General features: G+C 61.5%; 8 protein-coding genes. 3 read left to right on the top strand and 5 right to left on the bottom strand.

Going from position 1 to position 18,853, the window contains the following annotated elements; translation table 11 throughout:
- Window positions 1-884: 884 nt before the first annotated feature.
- Entirely contained in the window at window positions 885-2,540 is a 1,656-nt protein-coding gene (locus BR39_RS0111555) for a hypothetical protein (RefSeq protein WP_156035708.1), read from the bottom strand.
- Window positions 2,537-4,012, bottom strand: coding sequence for a hypothetical protein (locus BR39_RS0111560; protein ID WP_156035710.1), 1,476 nt, complete (start codon window positions 4,010-4,012; stop codon window positions 2,537-2,539). Before BR39_RS0111560 ends, BR39_RS0111555 begins: the two co-directional genes overlap by 4 nt.
- 726 nt (window positions 4,013-4,738) lie before the next feature.
- Here BR39_RS0111560 and BR39_RS0111565 point away from each other — a divergent pair.
- From BR39_RS0111565 to BR39_RS26720, 3 genes are read left to right on the top strand one after another with little or no spacing between them, the layout of a single operon-like run.
- Entirely contained in the window at window positions 4,739-6,556 is a 1,818-nt protein-coding gene (locus tag BR39_RS0111565) for a hypothetical protein (RefSeq protein ID WP_029911591.1), read from the top strand.
- 2 nt (window positions 6,557-6,558) lie between these two features.
- Window positions 6,559-8,100 carry a hypothetical protein gene (locus BR39_RS0111570; RefSeq protein ID WP_029911594.1) on the top strand — a complete coding sequence of 514 codons (1,542 nt, stop codon included), beginning with the start codon at window positions 6,559-6,561 and terminating at the stop codon, window positions 8,098-8,100.
- Window positions 8,097-13,598, top strand: coding sequence for an FtsK/SpoIIIE domain-containing protein (locus BR39_RS26720; protein WP_029911597.1), 5,502 nt, complete (start codon window positions 8,097-8,099; stop codon window positions 13,596-13,598). The genes BR39_RS0111570 and BR39_RS26720 overlap by 4 nt, the downstream gene beginning before the upstream one ends.
- 36 nt (window positions 13,599-13,634) lie before the next feature.
- Here BR39_RS26720 and BR39_RS0111580 read toward each other — a convergent pair whose 3' ends face one another.
- The 3 genes from BR39_RS0111580 to BR39_RS26135 are packed head-to-tail and all read right to left on the bottom strand — an operon-like array spanning window position 13,635 to window position 18,807.
- The gene (locus tag BR39_RS0111580; protein ID WP_029911600.1) at window positions 13,635-14,462 is read right to left on the bottom strand and encodes a phosphoadenosine phosphosulfate reductase family protein; all 828 of its coding nucleotides are present in this window, start codon (window positions 14,460-14,462) and stop codon (window positions 13,635-13,637) included.
- Window positions 14,459-17,818 carry a hypothetical protein gene (locus tag BR39_RS0111585; RefSeq protein ID WP_051695462.1) on the bottom strand — a complete coding sequence of 1,120 codons (3,360 nt, stop codon included), beginning with the start codon at window positions 17,816-17,818 and terminating at the stop codon, window positions 14,459-14,461. The genes BR39_RS0111580 and BR39_RS0111585 overlap by 4 nt, the downstream gene beginning before the upstream one ends.
- A complete protein-coding gene (locus BR39_RS26135; protein WP_029911606.1) occupies window positions 17,818-18,807 on the bottom strand; it encodes a DUF4007 family protein in 990 nt (329 codons plus the stop codon). Before BR39_RS26135 ends, BR39_RS0111585 begins: the two co-directional genes overlap by 1 nt.
- Window positions 18,808-18,853: the final 46 nt, after the last annotated feature.

The following is an 18,853-nucleotide window of genomic DNA, read 5'->3' on the forward strand; positions in this document are numbered from 1 at the left end:
AAGCCCACTGGCCCGTCGCTATGGCACTTAGACGTCGCACGGGGTTTCCACGCCCCACCGGGGCGCTGGGCACCGGCCCGCGAATCCTGAATCAATCGCGGGCGTCGCGCAAGGGCGCACGCTGGGCGAGAGGAGGGGGCGGGCGTTGGAACCTCGGCAACGCTGAAGCCCGCCGATTTCAGCCGCGACCGCCGCCGATGACCCCCGGCTCCAGGTCGAGGCCTATAGGGCGGCGCCCGCAGCGAGACAGTAGAGATGATGGTCGCCGACCTCAACGCATGACCAAGGCTCCTAGTCGGCCTCACGCCCATCGACCAGATGCTTGTGATTGGCCGGTAGACGTCGCGCGGGGGCGTCGCTGCGCACTGTTCATGTCCGGATTTGGCCGGATTTGTTCGAGGCGGCCTCGACCGCCCTCCAAATTACTGGCCATTTGAGGATCTTGGAGGAGGGAGCTGCAACGAGCGAATGTCCGGATATGTCCGGATATCTCGGCCTCTGCTATTGAGCCGATATGCTGTCGCGAAGCTGGAACGCATCAGCGCTGCATTGATTTCAGGGCTGGCGTACGACAACAGCGACCAACAAATCCGCCGTAGCGGTCGCGTTCGACAAAGCTATACCCGACCCGATCACGCGGCAGGCGCTCCAACTCATGACGCGCGTCGTCGACGAATAGCTCTGCAGAGTAGGCACCCTCAGCGCACCCCGGCTCGTTGACCCAAGTGATCGCTACGAACCCTAAGTCTGACTTTAGGCGAGGGTTCGCCCCAATGCGCGCGAACCCTCTTTGGTGGCGAACTGTCGAGCTGCTGGACCGCCGACCTTTTTGAGCTCGGCCATCCGAGACACAGTCGCTAGCGCGGTCGCACTGAGATCGGCCCTTAGTTATATCTCTCGACCCGACGAGGAAGCGCTACGGCAGCGTCCGTGATTGTGGTCTTTTCGTCAGGTAGGCTTGGGGAGCAAGCGCCAACGGCGACGGCTAGCTGCGGAAAGATTTGCTGGGTCGCGATGTCGTAGTCCTCCAGCCATTCAGGGGTTACGTCGATTGGCTTGAGTTGGAAACTCTGGCCCTGAACTGTGATCGGGGATTTGAAGACGTCGGTGAAAATGGAAACCTTCGCTCCACCTCCTGTCAGAACGACATAGAGGCCATCCGATAGATTGAGGTTATCGATCCCAACAGCGCCAATGAGCGCTTCGATATCAGCCTTGAGCTTTTCCTTGAATTGGCGGACGCCGTCCGTAGCGAGGAAGCCAGCTAGTGTGATGCTGGTGTCGCCGATGTCCTCGATTTCAAGCGTCCCGCTCTCAAACAGCGTGATCTTGTGATCCCGAATATCTCTCCGGATGCGATTGAGGCTGCGCTGGCCGTCGCCACCCTCTGCATCAAGCCGAGCTTGGGCCTTGATGAAATCGATCAATAGATCGTCTAGGCGATTGCCGGCAATTTTCAGCGCGGCTCCACCATTGGCGAAGGGGAAGATGCTGGCCTGGCGCTCGTTAGGAATCGTGAATCGGTAGAGCCCAAGATCGGTGGTGCCTGCACCGATATCGACCACGAGCGCCGTAGGGCGCTTGTTCGCGAGACGATCGCCAATCGCCGCGGCCGCTGCCGCGGCTTCAAGCACATGACGGTCCACGAGGCGGGCGGCATCACGCTGCGCGTCGGTCAGATCACCTCGAAGCATCCTCAGGACGCGTTGTGCGTCATCGAGCGAGATGCCATCGCGCCAAACCTCGGCCGGTAGGCTGTCTGCGAGGATCTGGGCATCAACCAGCAGTCGCTTGAGCAGCTTGGACACCTTCACCACCTGTCCGTCCTTCCAGACGGGCACGGCAAAGCGCCTTACGATGTGACGCGAGAGGCTCAAGGTTTCGAGGGCGAGCGATGTGGCAGCGCTCAAATACGCCAGGTACAGGGTCAGGAGATCGCGGTTTGTTAGTTGCCGCCCTGGATCGACCCGGGCGTCCACGAGGGAATCCAGATCCGAACCCTCAAGAATGCTGAGCTCTTGCTTAGGGGAGTCGAAACGCATCCGGTCCGGATCGTTCTCCCACCGGCTGATATCAATGGCGAGCTGGCCAAAATAGACAGCGCCGTCCGTAATGTAGAGTGAGGAAGGCAGCAGACTCCCTGGCCGATCGCTAACCTGGCCGCTCAGATCTAGCGGTGTTGGTGCGTCTGATTGTGCGCGCCAAAGCGCGGATTTCGAGTAGGCGGTGCCAAAGTCGATGGCGACGACATCCTCCGTGTCCGACGCGACCGTCGTGGCGAGGTTGTCCAAAGCACAGTCTTCGGGAACCGTCGCCGGCGCACGAAAGCGGTGCTTTGGCTTGGTTGGGGTCGTGACGACCGGGGTCTTGATTTCAGGTGAGGCTGCAGGGGCTCCAGCAAGCAAAGCCAGTGCAGCTCGATCGTCGGCACTGACCGGGCCATGGAACACATAGTTTCCGCGCTCGTCGGGCACCAAGCGTTGCAATAGGCTGCGGACTAGTCGCTGAGCGAAAAGATGTTCGCTGTCGTCGTTGCTCATGTCGCCTCCACCCGTGATTTCAAGACGATTTGCGGTGGGCCGCTCCGCGCACGACGCGTCACCTTTGGCGCGATGATGCGAACGACCCTTACGCCGGCGAGTGGGTGATCTGCTTCATGGTCCACCGGCGAGTACTCGACAGCTTCACCCACCTCGTCCGTCAGTTCCATTTCGCGCTTCGAAGCGACGAGCGCGACGCGACGCGCCAGGCGATCCAGGCGGCTGCCGACACGATCGACAGCCTGCTTTAGGTACGGCGGGGCGTCCCGCACCGCATCGGCCAAATCATCCTTCACATGCTCCCAGGTTTCCCGTAGGCCCGCGGCCTCACGGAATGCCTCGGCGATGTCGCGATCGACCGCCTCCAGCAGGGTCTCCGCTGTGGCTTCGCTGCCCTCCAACGTCCTGATGGCGCGGCCACGCGCCAGCCAGTGACGGACTTCTTGCGTAAGTCCCGGGCTTCTGTCCGCCAGCTCACGGAGCGTGACCTCAGCTAGGTGATCCTCCAGCAGCAGGATAATCGTATGCCGCAGCTTGTTGTCAGTGATGCCGGCTTGCGCCAGTAGCGCAATGGCTTCGCGCAGCACGCCGGCTAGCGCCTTCCTTGAGTCTAGCGTCTCGTCAGGCCATCGAGCCGGCGCGAACAGACGCCGCAACACGGCCACACCGTCGAAAACTTGCGGATCGCGCGCCAACGAGAAGTTCGGGCGAACGAAAGCGGTGAGTACATCCAGCGCCGCGACCGCCACTTCGATGGCGACAGAGCGCTCCTTGATTGGCGAACCGCCAAGGCCCGCCGTCAACAAGCGGCCAAATGCGGGACCCACGTCCGCTTCAACTACGGGGTCTGTTACGCGCAAGGCGTTGAGGATCGCTTCTAGTGTCCGCACTAGGCGCCTGGCTCGACTGGACCCGACATCCTGGGTATCGAATTCCTGGACGCGCAGCTCTTGGCCCAAGAGGTCAAAGGCGGCTGTCAGAGACGGAGCTTCCTCGATCAGGCCGATAGTCGCCTGCTTGCGCGCACCTGAGAGATATTGGCCTTCGCTAGCGGAAAACACCGCCAAGTACTCGGCTCGATTCGGTATCGCCGCCAGTCGAACGGCTTGGGCCAGATACTCTCGGTCCTGCGGATCCGACAGCAAGCTAGGAAGCGCGAGAAGCGCCGGGGCAGGGTGGCCCAGACCGGAACGGATTGCGTGCTGTACGGCCTTCGAAGGCTGCGTCATGAGCCGCGCCAGAAGGGCGAGCGTTTTGAGACGGTCCTCGCCGTCCGTCGATGCTGAGCGCTCGATGAGGGTGCGGACGCCCGTCTGAAATGCAGGGAAGGACCAGGCCTTGTTCGTTACGCCAGGTCTAGCCAGTGCAATGGTGATCTCTCGCAGGCGATCTAGGTCGTTGGACGCAGCGAACTCAGTCGCGAGCGCTTCGAGATCGGACAGATTGGTTGGCGTGGTTGGGTGCGAAACCATTGGGAGTTCTTAGGGCACGGCGAATGGCGTAGCAACGGTTGCGGGCAGGGCCAGCTGGCGTGTCGGCGACCGCATTTCCGCTAACGATAGACCGGATCGAAGCGCTCAAATGCGGTGTGAACCGTACGGTGGTCAGCGTCTCTGGCCAAACTAGCTCCTCACAACCGTTGGTGAAGTCTCTCTATGAGCACCGCCGAGTTCATTCGACTGACAACCGGTGAGCCTGCCCTGATCGTTAACCACTGCATGGTCGAGCTAGTGTCCCCTTCCATCTCTGGCTCACTTGTCGTCGTCGGCTTACGCCAAAATGTCATCGCTGATGTTAACCATTTGGCAGCTTGAATGCTCTCGGATGGCGACAACCATCGCGGTCATTGGAACAGCTATGCGGCCCAGACGAGGAAGCATCTTGATCGATAATCGACGCGTCTTCAGGCGAAGTCATGGTCGATGTATGTGTTTCCAACCGGGGACGGTTGGGATGCCGCGTACTGCATTGATGCGTAATGGGGCGAGCCCATCGCTCTCCTGAGGGGCGGGAACTGGCTCCGAGATTGGGCTTGGAGCTCCTGAGTGGCTCTGTCTAACGGGGGTGCTACGCCTCCAGCGCACAACCAGGCCAATTCGATGGTGCGCTGGCGCGCGACGTCTTCTAGGTATGCAACTGAAGCTTGAAGTGTGGTCGACGGCCCGAACAAAGGGCGGCCCGCACTGGGGGAGGGTTGGATGACGATCAACACGTCGGCCTGGGTTCGCTTCTTGCGAAGCTACGGACCTATTCCCAGCAACGATAACATGTATGACGAAAGTATTCGTCGCGCCCTTCGGCGGACTAAGCTGAAGCCTCTGACGCTGCCAGCGCAATGCATCGACGCTCTGCTAGAAAACTTCAACGCCGAAACGCCTAATAGCGTCATCCTCACCGGCACCGCAGGCGATGGCAAAACTTACCATTGTCGCGCTGTGTGGCTGGCGCTTGGGGGGAGCGATCAAGACTGGGACGAAGGCGACAAGATCCAGACCCTATCTGTGGGTGATAGGCAGCTTGTGATCGTCAAGGATCTCAGCGAGCTCGAGGAAATCGAGAGCGACGCAATGATCCGTCAGTTCAGCGCCGACGCCGTCGATCCGCAACGCAGGACACTTTATCTCATCGCGGCCAATCACGGTCAGCTGCTCGAGCGGCTGAAAGCCGTCACCGATAGCGAGCGGGTGAGGGACCTGAGCAATGCTGTCGAGGCCTTGATGGTCACGGGGCGAGCACCACCCGAAGGCATCCATGTCCAGCTCTTCGATCTGAGCCGGTGGCCCGCGGCCGATCATCTAATGCATGTGATCCGAGAGATCGTCACGCACGAAGGCTGGGATGGCTGCCAAGACTGCGGTTCAGCCGAGCAATGTCCGATCCTCATCAACCGCCAGCGTCTTATGGAAGACGAGAGCGGAGAACGGTTGACGTCGCGTCTGCAAAACCTCGTCCGCGTCAGCGAACTGAACGGACACCATTTCCCGATCCGCCAGCTGTTGGTCCTGGTCACCAATATGATCTTGGGGCATCCCGAGGCCCGCCACGGCCTCATGACCTGTCCCGACGCCATGCTGCTGGCGCAGCAGGGGCGAAGCGATGGCGCGAGCCTCTACCGCAATGTTTTCGGCGAGAACCTCAAGGCGAGCGTGGCGGAACGGACGGACCCGTTCGCCAAACTCGCCCTGTTCGGCGTCGGACAGGAAACGAGCAATGCCGTCGACAGCCTCCTAGTCTACGGCGCAGACGACCCCAAACTGCGGGCCCGGTACGACGCTTTGATGCGCGCGGATGCGAACTATGGGGCAACGGCCGTCTTCGCGCGCGCCCAGTTGGACTACCTCGAGGGAGCGGAAAGCGGCGCGCAAGCGACGTTTCTCAATCTCCTCCGAGGCCAACGCCAAAGGCTCTTCTTCACTCTTCCCGATTTGGATCCGATCACGGGCAGCGTTTGGGACCTGACCATCTTCAAACACGCCGGCGAGTACCTGGCGGCGGCCGAAGCGGTGAAAGACGGTCGGCCGCCAGTCCGAGAGACAATGATCCGGATTGTGCGCGGACTGAACCGGGTGTTCTCGGGCATGCTGATCCAGACCTCCGATCAACTGGTTTTGGCGACGTCTGGAACTCACTCGGAGACCAAGATCAGTAGCCTCGTCGAAGAGTTCATCTCCGTACCGCGCAAGAGCGGCGAGGAGGTCGCGGTTGTCGCGGGTGTCGACGCACAGATCGATCTCAAGGTCAGCTTCGCCCGCGATGGTGATCCGCCGCCCGTCACGCTCACGCTTACGCCGACCCGCTTCGAGTTTCTCTGCCGCGTCGCTGACGGAGCTTTGCCAACGAGCTTCTCATTGGAGTGCTTCGAGGACTTTCTGGCGCTCAAGGCTAGGCTCCTGAGTGCTGCGAAACGCCGGCAGGTTTTAGACGGACCCGGCCAAGGCGACGCGTTTGAGCTTCGCTTCTTGGATGTGACGGATGATGGGCGCGCGAACTCCCGCCGCGTCAGCGTGAGACTTTGAGCATGGAAATCCTGCCCAGGCCGGTTGGTCACGAAGATCGCAACGGCCCGGCGATCTGGGTGGATGAAGCGATCTGGGGGCACCGCCTTCACGACGAACAGACCCCGTGGCTTACGGTGTTGGAGTTCCTGTGCGTGCTTCAGGCCGAGCATGCGGCAGGTCGGGCCTTGAAGGAGGAAGGCTTCAATACGCTGTCCTACCGACCTCAGACCCAGATGCGACTGCGCAATCTCATCTTCAACAACCCCCATCTCGCGCGGCTGACCGAACAGAGCCTTGGCGACAATGCGGCATGGGAAGCCTGGCTGAAGGACATGGAAGCGAGCGCCGGCGGTCTGGAAACCGCCGATTTCAGTTATCTCCGAAATCGGTTCGACAGCTTCGACGATTTCGCATCGGTCATCCGCTTCCTTCAAAAATCCTCCGTCGAAGGCGAAACGAACAAGCGGTGGAGCAGCAAGTTCCTGTTCCCGTTTGGTCCATCAGCCTTGTTTGAGGACCTGTCCGTGAGCTCAGGCGGCGGGGTTACGAACGACCGCCGCTTCTTCGCTCGAACTGGCGAGCTGCTGTATATGATGCTCGCGCGAAGCACGCATCGCGATCAGCTCCGAGATGACCTGACGGCTCAGTTCCTAAACGCGGATTCGCCTTACGACCGTGTTCTATCGGCTCTGCAATCGGACCCTCAGTACACCAAGGCCGATCGAGCCGGCGCCTATCTTCCGTGTTCGCAGCACACGGCGTTTGACCGCCTCGCGAGCGACTGGCTGGCTGTGCTCAGCCGTCCAATGCCGATCTCAGACGCTCTACCGCATCTCGTCACCCTGACCGGGCTGAACCTGTTGCTTTACCAGCTTGAGCGGGCGCGTGAGGTCATCGGGGGAGACAGGCCGACTTTCATTTGTGAGATCGTATCCCCCCGGAAGTCGGTAGTGCGCGACCTGTCCGCGGACTCCTTCCAGAACAACGCCAGCCTGCCCAAGCAGGCGATAGACAGCTACATTCGCGCGGTTGCGGGCACGTCCGAATGGGAGGCCGCGGCGATATCAGACGAGCCTGGGCTTGCCTGCGCGGAAGTCATGCAGCGCCAATTCGACTGGCCGGATCCGGACGATAGCGAGATCCGGCAGCAATCGCCGGCCGAGCTGATCGAACAGCTCATCGCCAAAGCCCACGTCCGTCACAACCAGCATGTCGGCAAGATCCATGGCGCATGGGCTCGCGCTATCGGCCTTGCGTCGAGGCGCTCAAGCCGCAGGGTGCGCTATGCCCCCACCGACCGCTTGCTCAAGAGCCTGGTTGTTTGCTGCGTCAACGATCGAATGGAGTTCAAGGTCTTCTTGAAGCTTCTCTATGACCGGTACGGCTTCATCATCGGGGATCATCAGGCACGCGATATTATCGATGCGGGTGATGCCGATCAGGAAGATTTCTCGAACAACGCGCGACGGCTTGAGGAGCGTCTGGCCAGTCTTGGGCTCGTCCGTCGCCTGTCGGATTCCTGCGCTTACGTCGAAAACCCCTTTACGCGAGACCAGGCATGAACGCGCTCGAACTCATCGGCGCAGCCGGCGTCGCGTTGTTGAAGCATCGCCTAGCCGGCCACCTTCCGGATGATGGCATCGCTCGGTTCCTTCTCGACAGGCTCACGGGCGAACAGGTTGCTGCGGTTGTCGGCGCTGTGTTGGCGGACCCTATCGGAAGCCAAATCCGTGTCCTCGTGCCTCGCTCGCTTGTTGAAGGCTTCGGTTTGCCCGAGGAGGTCATTACCGATGAACGCACGACCCGGATGCGCAACGTCAATCACGATCGTCCGGCGCTGCTCCTTGCCAACGCCGACGACGACCAAGGCGAATCCCTGCTTCATCTCACGTTGATCGGCGCAAAGCAGCTGACGGAGTCGCCGGACTTTTGGGTCGAACCGGCGTCTCGGGGTCTAGGGTTGCCCGACGATCAGATCGCCGCGTGGAACGCAGCGCTCAAAGGCCTGATGCAAGCGGAAGATTGGCCGTTGAGCCATGTCGCGCGTTTTGTCGCGACAACGCGCGCGGGGCTCGTCGAACACGGTCACACGATTCCCCAGGCGCTCGGTTGGGCTCTCCCCGCCGTTCAACTGCCGCGGGATACCGGGGCTTTCCTGGGACTGAAGTCCAAGGATCAGGATCAATCGGCGCGCTGGCGACGTCTCTTCGACAAGCTTATCAGCGACCGTAAGCCCTTAATGGCCAAGCAGCGGTCCAACCGCCAAGTCATCGAGCCAGAAGAGCTGAGAGCCCAGTTCGATGCGGTGCAGTCCGATCTGAGCGCCGAGGTTCAAGCCGCGATGCTCGCCTTTATCGCGGCGCCAACCGGTTGGAACGACGCTGCGCGGGACTTGTCGGCCTTCGAGTGGGAAAGCGAGAACGTCTCGCTGCTTTTCTCGGGTCTGAAGACAAAGAAGTCGAACTTGGCGAAGGAGACGATCAGCTTCTTCGACTATGAAAAGCCGGACGCGCTTAACGATACGGAGCGCGGCTATCTCGATCAGCTTGGATCGCGTTCGTTGCGCGACGTGCGCGATGACGACCGGGAATTCTTCGAGGCCCATCGGGAAGACATCGACCGCACGCTTCGCGCCAAGTGGGAACGGTTTATTTTCGGTCGCCCCCTGGAGTGCACGGACTTCATCGATGGACTGATGTCGACGATCGAGCGCCTCTTTGCCCAAGCGCCAGACCTTATAGGACCTCGTCGTTTGACGATCCGATGCGCGCGCCGAACACGAAAGTCGCTGCTGGATCTAAATGCCGACGTGGGTCTGGCCTTCGCCGCGCGCTATCGAGGGCTGCCTGCTCTCTTAGGTGATCAAATCACTTGGGACGCCCCCAACCTTCTCGAATACCGCGACGTGCTCGATAGGGCGCGGACCGACAAAAAGTATCGACGCAACGACTCCACTGCGCGCGCTAATCTGCAACTCAAATTCGACCTGACTCTGAGCGGTGGCATTTCGGCGCCCGCGACGGTTCAACTGATTTGGACGGCGACGCCGTCTGCGATCGGGCTTGAACTGCCCGACGATCTGGAGCGACTGCGTCAGAGGCCCTTCGTTCGGGCTACGGTCGCGCGCCAGTCGGTAAGCCGCAAAGGCGCGCTCCAGCATGTTTCGCTGGCTGATGTCAGCACGATGCAACCCGCGTTCGCTCAGGACTCCGGATCTCTTGTCCCGCGGGCCACGCTCGGTGAAGACCTATTCAAATCCTTTCCGAGCGCACTTAAGGCCGCGGTCGATGAAGGCCGACTTGCAGCTTCCGCAGGCCTTGAGATCGGCGAATCCTGGACGGCCTGGACGACGGGATATCGGGCTGCTCTCGAAGCGTGGAGCGACCGAGGGGCCGCGGACGAAGCTATCCTCAATCAAGCCGACGCCTACAGCGTCCTGCTCGACCGGCTGACCCGCCAAGCAATGGGCGACCTCAATCGGCAAGCGCTGCTCGAGCCGGTTCTCGCAGTTGGCTGCGTTGCTGTGACGGGGGGAAGCCCGTCGGCCATCGTCACGCCATGGCACCCGATGCGGCTCGTCGGAACCGCGGTCAAACTGCGGGCGTTCGCCGGTCTAGTTCGCCACCTCCTGCTGGCCGAGCAAGTTAACTTCGGCGATAGCCGGCTCTTCTTCGCTGATATCCGAGATGAGTTGTCCCACCCCTTCTATCCGGAGGTGGCGGTTGGCTATGCTGGAGCCGAGGCGGTACTTCTTGTCGAAACAAGCACCGTCAACGATTACAGTCTGATGGAGCGTCCAGTTCGCGGCCCCACGGAAGCTGCGACCGATGTTGATCCGGCAGATGCAGCTCGGCAGATTCGGCAGCTTGTCGATCGCTACCTCGACCTTCAGCCTCACGAACGGTCGAACCTGTCGATCATGCTCTACAATTGCGACGCTGCGGGCCTGCCGCTGGCGGCGGTGAACGCACTATCGTCGATGCAGGACGAAGGCGAAATCCACTGCAATGTGCTGGTGCGGCACCGCGATCGAAAGCGCCTGGAGCGCGTCTACTCCGACCTGCTTGAGCAGTCCAACGCCGACGCGGACGCCGTCGTGGTGTCCGAAACTTCCCGCACCTTCATGTCCAAACTGCGGATCGGCGTTTCGCTAGAAGGCGCGACGTCGCCGGAGGCGGATGGCGAACGTTCCGTCGATATCGCTTTTCTGCACGACTTGGTGTCGCGTCAGGCCCAGGAGACCTGGATTCCGGTTTCTAGCGAAAGTGCAGACCCAAGCCTATTGGACCATGTGCCTCCGCGATGGTCGTATCGCCGCGTCACGGCTGAAGACGAGTTGAAGGCGACGGCCTTTCTCACCTGTCCCCGTCAGCCCAAGGCGGGATGGACCTACGTCGATGCGGTTGCCGCGATTGTTCGCAAACAGGCCCCCGAAACTGGCCAGCACTTCCTGCCGGCCAGACAAATCTCGTTCCAGACACAAGCGCTTAAGGCAGCGTTCGACGAGGCGCATAGCCTCGCTGAATGGGTGGCGACCTATGATGACCTTCTGGATAAGCGCCAGCTCGCGGCGCTCGGCGTCAACGTCATCCGGTATCGGCGCCAGAGAACCCACGGCCGCAATATGGTCGTCTCGTCCACATCGGAGCTTCGCGTCCTGCATGTCCTAGTCAGGCGTAGACTCACCGAGTTGAGCCTTGGACTGGATCCGGCGCGTCTAGATACGCTCGCTCAAAACCTGATCGTCGATGCGAATGCGATCAGCGGCGATATCGTCCTACGCGCGGCCAAGAGGGGCGTTTCTGCCGGAGAGCTGATCGGCCTCGTTTTAAGCCGCGCTCTCATCGCCGAGGAGATCGCGACCGGTTCGACTGTCGCCTGGTTCCTCTTGGATGACTACGCCCAGTGGCTTGGTCAGAAGGAAGAAGGCTTGGCGGACATCCTCGCTCTAAGCGTAGAGGAGGACGAGAACGGTGCGCTCCGACTTCGCGCACTCGTCAGTGAGGCTAAATATACATCCGAAGAGGGCGCAGCAGAGGCCATTCGAAAGAGCCGGCAGCAGCTGCAGCATACGGTCAAGCGTATGGACGAGGCGCTCTTCGGAGATCCCGGCCGTCTTGATCGAGATCTGTGGCTATCGAGGATTGCTGACCTGCTCCTTGATGGCACAACAGCGGTGGGGAGCACCGCCAAGCTGGAGCGCGTTCGGGATGCCTTGCGTAAGGGCGAGGCCTCCATCGATCTGCGGGGCTATTCGCACGTGTTTCTATCGACGTCGAGTGCTGCAACGCCGACCCTCGGCGAGCAGGAACAGGTCAGTGACGTCCATCTCGGGCTTCAGGAGGTCTATCATCGCGATAGCGTCCGGCGGCTTCTTCTTGCCTATGAAGCTGGCAGCGCCCTGGCGCCAATCAGGGAAAGCCTGGGAGAGCTGAGGCTCTGGAGTCAGGAGGGCTACCGGCATCCGGCGCCCCGGGTGCGATGGACCGGGGATCAGCAGGATACCTCTACATCGCACGTTCCGCCGCAGGACCCGTCAAGCTCACCGCCGGACGCACCTCCAGCACCGCCCACTGGTCCCACGTCGCCCTCGCCCACTGACGGGGCGGCAGGGGCGCCTCTCCCAACGTCCACGGCGCATGCTGAAGACGCTACCCCTGCCGGCCGAGAGATTCCTGTGCATCGCAATCTAGGTTCGCAGCTTGAGATCGAGCAAGCCCGGTCGACGACGACTCCGGAGAGCCCTGAGGCCGCTTCCGCGCTCACGACAGAAGGCCTGCAAGCTTCAGACAACGGATCTGCCGCGTCGCCTGCGGCCACTCCGAGCGCCGCACTCGACAAACCTTCCCCAGTTGCCTTAGCGCATCCGCCCCTGGTGGCGCAGGCGGGCCTCGCGTTTCAGACCCTCGTCGAAAGCCGGGCAGCCCCGGGCGGCGCGCCGTCGGCAGACGACCAGGCCTGGTTGGAGGCCACAGCACAGAAGCTTCGCACCGCGCTTCTGGGTTATCGGCTGCAGGCCAAAATTCTCGGGTCGCGCCTGACCCCTAACGCCGCCTTGATCCGCTTCCAAGGCACGGATCTGCTCCGGGTGGAGGACATCGAAAGCAAGCAGTCTGCGCTCCTGACGACGCATGCGCTCCGGCTGATCTCGGTTTCGGGGTCCCCTGGGGAAATCGTGGTCGGGGTTGCTCGACCTCAGCGCCAGACGGTCTCGCTGTGGGATGTCTGGGCAAGGCGAGAGATCAACCGTAACGCCGCCGGCCTGAACACGTCGTTTGTCCTAGGGCTGCGTGAGCTTGATGGCGAGATCCTGTATCTCAATCTCGGCGGCCCGTTCGCCGGCGGCACCCAGCATGAGCCCCATACGCTCGTCGCCGGCGCGACCGGCAGCGGAAAATCAGTTTTGATCCAGGCAATGATCCTGGATATCGCCGCGACGAACTCCAGCCGGCTAGCCCGCATCCATCTCATCGATCCCAAGATGGGCGTGGACTATGGAGCGCTGGAACGTCTGCCTCACGTTCAGGACGGCGTGGTCGTCGACCAGGCCCGCGCCATGGAGGTCATGGAAGAGACGGTCGCCGAGATGGAGCGGCGCTACACCTTGTTCCGGGCCGCGAAGGCTCGGGATCTCAAGACGTACAATACTAGTGTTTCGTCGGGCGAGCGGCTGCCGATGATCTTCCTGATCCACGACGAGTTCGCAGAATGGATGCTCTCGGACGACTACAAGGAGGCGGTATCCGCCAATGTTTCTCGGCTGGGCGTCAAGGCTCGCGCCGCTGGTATCCATTTGATCTTCGCGGCGCAGCGCCCGGACGCGACCGTTATGCCGATGCAACTCCGAGACAACCTCGGCAACCGCCTCATTCTCAAAGTAGCGAGTGTCGGAACCTCCGAGATTGCCCTTGGTTCGAAGGGCGCCGAGCAACTCTTGGGCCTTGGCCACCTCGCCGCTCGGCTGAGTGGGGAGCCTGGCCTTGTCTATGCCCAAGCGCCCTATCTATCCGATGATGACATCGAGCGCGCTGTCGATGCCATTATCGCCGACAACAGCTGAGCATCAGGCCGGCTTAATAACTGCCGGCCCCTAATCTCACTTGTGGCAGGTGACGCACATCTTGCCAGCCGAGCCGTAGACCTCGTCTATCTCGATCGCCTCGTCTTGCAGTGCGTTGATCAAGCGCTTGCGCTTCAGTCGCTCGACACGTCTGTCATGATCGATGCGGATTTGAGCAAGGCGTTCTGGACGCGAGAGGTCTTCCAAGCTTTCGCCTTGGCTCCAAGTGAAGGGCGAGCCGTGATCCAACGCGTTCTTTTCATACCGTTTTGCATCTTCGAACGCGTCAGGATGCTCGTCGAGAAGACGCGCCCATTCGATCTTCTGCTGATAGAAACAGAAGGTGCAGCCACTTCGCGACCGCCACCTGTAGTAGCTCGGTAAGCCTACGCCGGCGGCCTCGAGCAGTTCGGTCACACCGGCCTTGTCGATGCCGGCCTCTCGGAAGGGCAGATGAACCTTGAGATTCGACTGACCCGACACGTAGCCTTCGCGATAGTCTTCATCCGAGCGGATCGCGACATAGCTGTGAACTTGGTCGCCCCGCTGGACTGACGTCTTCACCCAGGTCTCAAACGGCTTGATCTTCAGCTGCTTAGTGCACCAGCGCGTTTGGGGCGAGGGCAGGAAGTCCTTGTATTCCTTGAGCCAGAAATCGAAGTCACGCTCTGGATTAAGTCGTGCGATCGGCTTGCCAAGGAAGCCTTCCAAGCGCCCCAAAAACTCATAGACCTCGGGCAGCTCTTTGCCCGTGTCGGTGAAGAAGTACTCGATGTCGAGTTCGGGATGCTGTTGACGCATGTAGACGGCGAGGGCGGCGCTATCGCGGCCGCCTGAGATGCCTAGAACGTGCCGTTCGGTCATGCGACTTGCGCGGCCCCCTCGTCAGTTGTCGGGACGTGTAGGGCAAGCCCAAGGTTCGCGATTGCAGCAATCGCGATGTCGCGGCTCGTGCCTTCGGCTAGCATCATCGCGTGGATGCGGGCGGACAGCGCATCAGCAATCAGACGATCGGACGCGCTGAGATCGATTTCGTGCGTCTGAGGTTCGGGGTAGGCCGGATCGCTTATATAGACCGCGACGCCGACCCGACCATCCGCTCGCCCCTTCAGATGGCCAAAGCCTTCCGCCTTGAGGAATTGCTGAGCAAGGGCTGCGAGTTCTACGCGAGCGGCATCGACGTCACGGTCTACCCAATCCCTCGGCGGTCGATTGGCCGCCAAGCTGGCGAGGCCTTCGAGTTCGTCCAGGCGTCCCGTGTAGGTCGAAAGCCGGGTAGCCAAGGCGTCGAGGCGGAAATTTCCCGTCAATCCCTGCACGTTGAGCGACCGGCGATGCAGCGCCTCAAGCGGTAGCCCGCCATCGCCCCGAATCCGCAGCTCTCGCTTCAGCGCGCTCTCCAGCTCGCGAAGCATGCTCGGATAGGCGTCCACCAATTCTCCCAAGAGCGCGGACACTTTTTTGGCGATGCCCACGCCGGACAGAGATCCCAACTCGACCCCTATTGCCGCCGGCACGTCTTCGAGCAGTAGGCGATTAGGATCGTTCGATGCCTTCGCGCGATCACGAAGGCGCGCGGCGTCGGAAGTCAGTCGGGTTGTGCGCAACGTCCAGGCTGGCAAGTCTCGGATCTCGCGAACCAAAGCTCTAGCCACCTCCAGCGACGTGGGGGGGACACGCTCTTCGGAGCTCGAAAGCATCTCGGCCATGGCGGCGATGTAGGCCACATCGACCTCGGTCAGCTCCACAGCGCGAAGCGAGACGCTGGCGGGTTCCTGAAGCAGGCGATCGACGAGGAAGGTGTCGAGCGAAGGTCGGAACACGCCGTCGAGATAGACCGCACTGCTGCCAGCGCGGGTCATCAGATACGCGCCCATCAGGACGGGAAGCAGGCCGTCGCGCACGCCAAATGGCGGCGAGCGCCAAAGGCCATAAAGCTCCGCAGCGCTGGCCCCGGCAGCTCGATGCTGCAGGAACTCGTCGGTTGCTTTCCAGAGAGGGAATAGGCGGGCGGGGTCGTTCGCGGCGGGGGCCGTGAAGCGCCAACGCTCACTCTCTTCATCCCAGCGATGAAGCCCGGTCCGCTCCAGTAGGCTGATGTGCAGCCCGACTTCTGCGGGATAGCCATCGATGCCGAGTCTAGCCAGCTCGCTTCGCTCGGTCATGCCATGCAGAAGGGCTCGCACGGCGCCTTGTGCGCTCGACGAGGGCTTGGTCCGATTGACCAGTTCGTTCGGAAGGCGCGGGGCGAGAGGATAGCGCCAGTCTGCCAATCGCGATGCAAGGATGCTCAATCCTGCTGGGCCCGAGACCCTAACGTCGATCACGTCACGGGCGGATTTGGGCAGGCGCCAATCTATGCTGTTAATGGCTTCGCCGAGCCGATCCTCCAGTTCGATGGAGAGCCGAGCGAGCCGTGCGTCGATCTCACGCCGTGCAATGGCGTCGCCTTCCAGCTCCGGTCGGTTCGCTCGGACTTGCTCCAGGGCGGCAAGGTCAGCCGCCATCTCTCTGACGACGACGCTGTCGCGTGTCCATCCGCAGACGACGAGGCGGGGGTCCGCCTTCTCCAGGGCGGCTTCAAGTGTGCGCTTTGCTTCCTTCTGGCTTTCGGCCTGAGCGCTAACCGCGAGTAGGAACAGACCTGCGGCGCCCGGCGCCGGGACATAGGTCCGAATACGTTCGTCGGCCTCGTGAAGAGGCACGAGCTCGACCTCGAACCACCTAAGGGCACCCGTCTCTTCGTAGTGACGTTTGGCAAGGATGGGTTGAAGGGACGCTTGCCGTGCCAGGCGCTTGAAGTCGACGCTGACACCGGTTCGGCGCACTTCTTCCACAGCGGACTCTATGTCGAAATCGCTGCCAGCGTAGATCGCAAAGGCGCCCGAATGAGCTCGAAAGACGATGACCGACCATTTCTTCAGGTCGTCGAGAATCGCTTCGACGTCTCGGCCGGCTGGGACAGTCGTGGACAGGACCTGAAGGCTCGCGGTCAATCCCGATCGGTCCTTGAATAGGTCGATCAGGGCCACCGCTTTCAAGAGCGCTATATGATCTGGCCCTGCGTCACGAGCTTCCGCACGATGCAGGGCGTCGAGCGCCGTGGCCCAGCGATGGCCATCGGGAGAGGCCAGAATGGCGGACTCAAGGTTTGCGTGCAGGTAGTCCCAAAGTCGGGCGACGGGGAAAACGTCCGCATCGTCGACCTCTTCGTCGTTGAGATAGGCCTGGAAGCCGAACGGCTCGGCCGACGTCAGGAAGCCGAAGAGGCTTCGTTGGTTTTGGCCAAAGCGCCGGCGGGTAATGGGCCCGATTAGAGCGGCGGCGACAGGATGTAGCGGCCAGCAAGCGGCCAGCCGCTCTTCGATGGCGGTAAGTGAACCCAAGCGGGACGCCTTGAGCGCGACGGCGACCGTCTTTGCTCTGTGGTCCGCCGTTGGCTTAGGGCCTTCGATAGCGCGTCCAATCAGATCGATTTGTTCTTCAGCCGCGAGATTGACGGCGATATCCAGATATCGGCCCTGGATCTTGAGCCACTCGTCGCGAGCCTCTCGGGCAAGGCGCTGGGCGTACTCATCGAAGGCCTGGTGCAGAATGCCGACGACAATTAACCGGCCTTCCGCACGCGCAGCGGCTTCCGCCAGCTCCTGAAAGATGTGGACATCGCCCCCGCCGCGCGCGGCGTGTTCGAGGAACTTGCCCATTTCGTCGAGGAAGAGGATCAGGCCCTCGCGTTTAGGATCGGCAGCGATGCGAACGGCCCACTGGGCGAGTGTCTCGTCGGAACCGCGCCTCAACTTGGTCGCCGAGCCGACCGCGTTGGCGAGAGCCGCCTCTATGGCCGTAGCAGCGTCCATTCGGCTGCCGACGACTGGCGCGATACGCCAAGGGGTCTGGGTGGGTCGAAAACCCCGTATCAACTCCTCGCGCGCTGGCGTTGACACGGAAGCGAGCAGGCTCGCTCCGACCCGCTCGTTGCCTGCTGCCAGCGTCGCCAACGCGATGGCGAGGCTCGACTTCCCGCTTCCGTAGGGACCCGTCCAGGTAAAGGCGCCGTGGCCCGTGTCGGTTTTGTGCCGCGCCATGGATAGCAGCACTTCGACTGTTGATTGCGAGCACACATAGCCGTCGAGAATGGATGCATCGGCAAAATCGTCATCGACGCGAACTGCGCGCGTGAAGCGGCGTGCGACGTGGATTTGTTCGCTCAGCATAGTCATCAGGCCACCAGCCGCATGTCGCGGTCATAGAGGCGTTCCAAGAGCCGGTAGGGGGCGATGTCATTCAGGCGCGGCGCGTAGATCTGACGCATGCCCGATGACTCGTCCCATGTGAAGGCTGCGTCAGTGAGCGCTTCAAGCCGGGAAAGCCTTTCCGCCACGGAGTCCTCGTCCAAAAGGAAGACCTGCCCCGGCGATCCGCGCTCGAAGGTCAGAAAGTCGACTGAAAACGACTTGCGACCGGAGAAATGAGAGCGCCAGAAATCGACGAGCGCGAATAGAAAGACCTCGTCGGGCAGTGACGGCTTGGCCCCCCGCCGGAAGCGGAAATAATCGCCCAGCGCCGCGCGTTGAATGAGGCCGAGTTCAGCCAAGGGTGACTCGATACTGTCCTCGGGCGCGCGCCGGCCTGTGGCGGCGGCCGCGTGATAGGTCCGGACCAGGCATTCAACGTCGCGTTTCAGGCTGACTTCACTCGCAACCCGATCCATTCGGCCCGACTCGTGCAGTTCCTGGCAGCGGCGCGAAAGCCGCTGAGCCATCAGGTCGCGATCGAACGTCGGCTCGTTGAACTCGTTGAACGCCCAATGCCAGGCCCCAGCTCGCCCTGGTGTCGACGCTAAATTCCAGTGAATCAGCCACAGAGAGGCCGGGTGTTCCAAGTAGCCGTCATGATTTTCCCCGAATAAGAAATCACCAAGTTCTCCAGTGACGACTTTCGGCAATCTCGAAGATGGAGTGTCTTCAAGTTTCAATACTCCCGTCGATAATGCCCAGTGACGCATGGACAAGACCATGTTTCTGCCTACGCCAAATCTGGCTATCGCGGCTTCATCTGCAAAGACGTTGACGTGAACTTCTTCGCTGATCTGTGATGCCTCTTTCACGGCGTCGTAAGACTTCTTCAGCCACCCGTAGCGGAGGGGGAAGGTCTCATGGCCCGCTAGTTGTAGGCGGGCGCCGTCGATATCAAAAAGGCTGCGGGGCATCGGACTGGAACTCCTGTCCAGTTGATACGACCGCGTGCACCGGTCT

The organism is Caulobacter sp. UNC358MFTsu5.1, assembly GCF_000712075.1.
Taxonomy (GTDB): domain Bacteria; phylum Pseudomonadota; class Alphaproteobacteria; order Caulobacterales; family Caulobacteraceae; genus Caulobacter.

Coding starts and splice junctions, on each gene's coding strand:
- BR39_RS0111565 (WP_029911591.1), top strand. CDS start 4,739: ATGACGATCAACACGTCGGCCTGGGTTCGCTTCTTGCGAAGCTACGGA.
- BR39_RS0111585 (WP_051695462.1), bottom strand. CDS start 17,818: ATGACTATGCTGAGCGAACAAATCCACGTCGCACGCCGCTTCACGCGC.
- BR39_RS26135 (WP_029911606.1), bottom strand. CDS start 18,807: ATGCCCCGCAGCCTTTTTGATATCGACGGCGCCCGCCTACAACTAGCG.
- BR39_RS0111555 (WP_156035708.1), bottom strand. CDS start 2,540: ATGAGCAACGACGACAGCGAACATCTTTTCGCTCAGCGACTAGTCCGC.
- BR39_RS0111570 (WP_029911594.1), top strand. CDS start 6,559: ATGGAAATCCTGCCCAGGCCGGTTGGTCACGAAGATCGCAACGGCCCG.
- BR39_RS0111580 (WP_029911600.1), bottom strand. CDS start 14,462: ATGACCGAACGGCACGTTCTAGGCATCTCAGGCGGCCGCGATAGCGCC.
- BR39_RS0111560 (WP_156035710.1), bottom strand. CDS start 4,012: ATGGTTTCGCACCCAACCACGCCAACCAATCTGTCCGATCTCGAAGCG.
- BR39_RS26720 (WP_029911597.1), top strand. CDS start 8,097: ATGAACGCGCTCGAACTCATCGGCGCAGCCGGCGTCGCGTTGTTGAAG.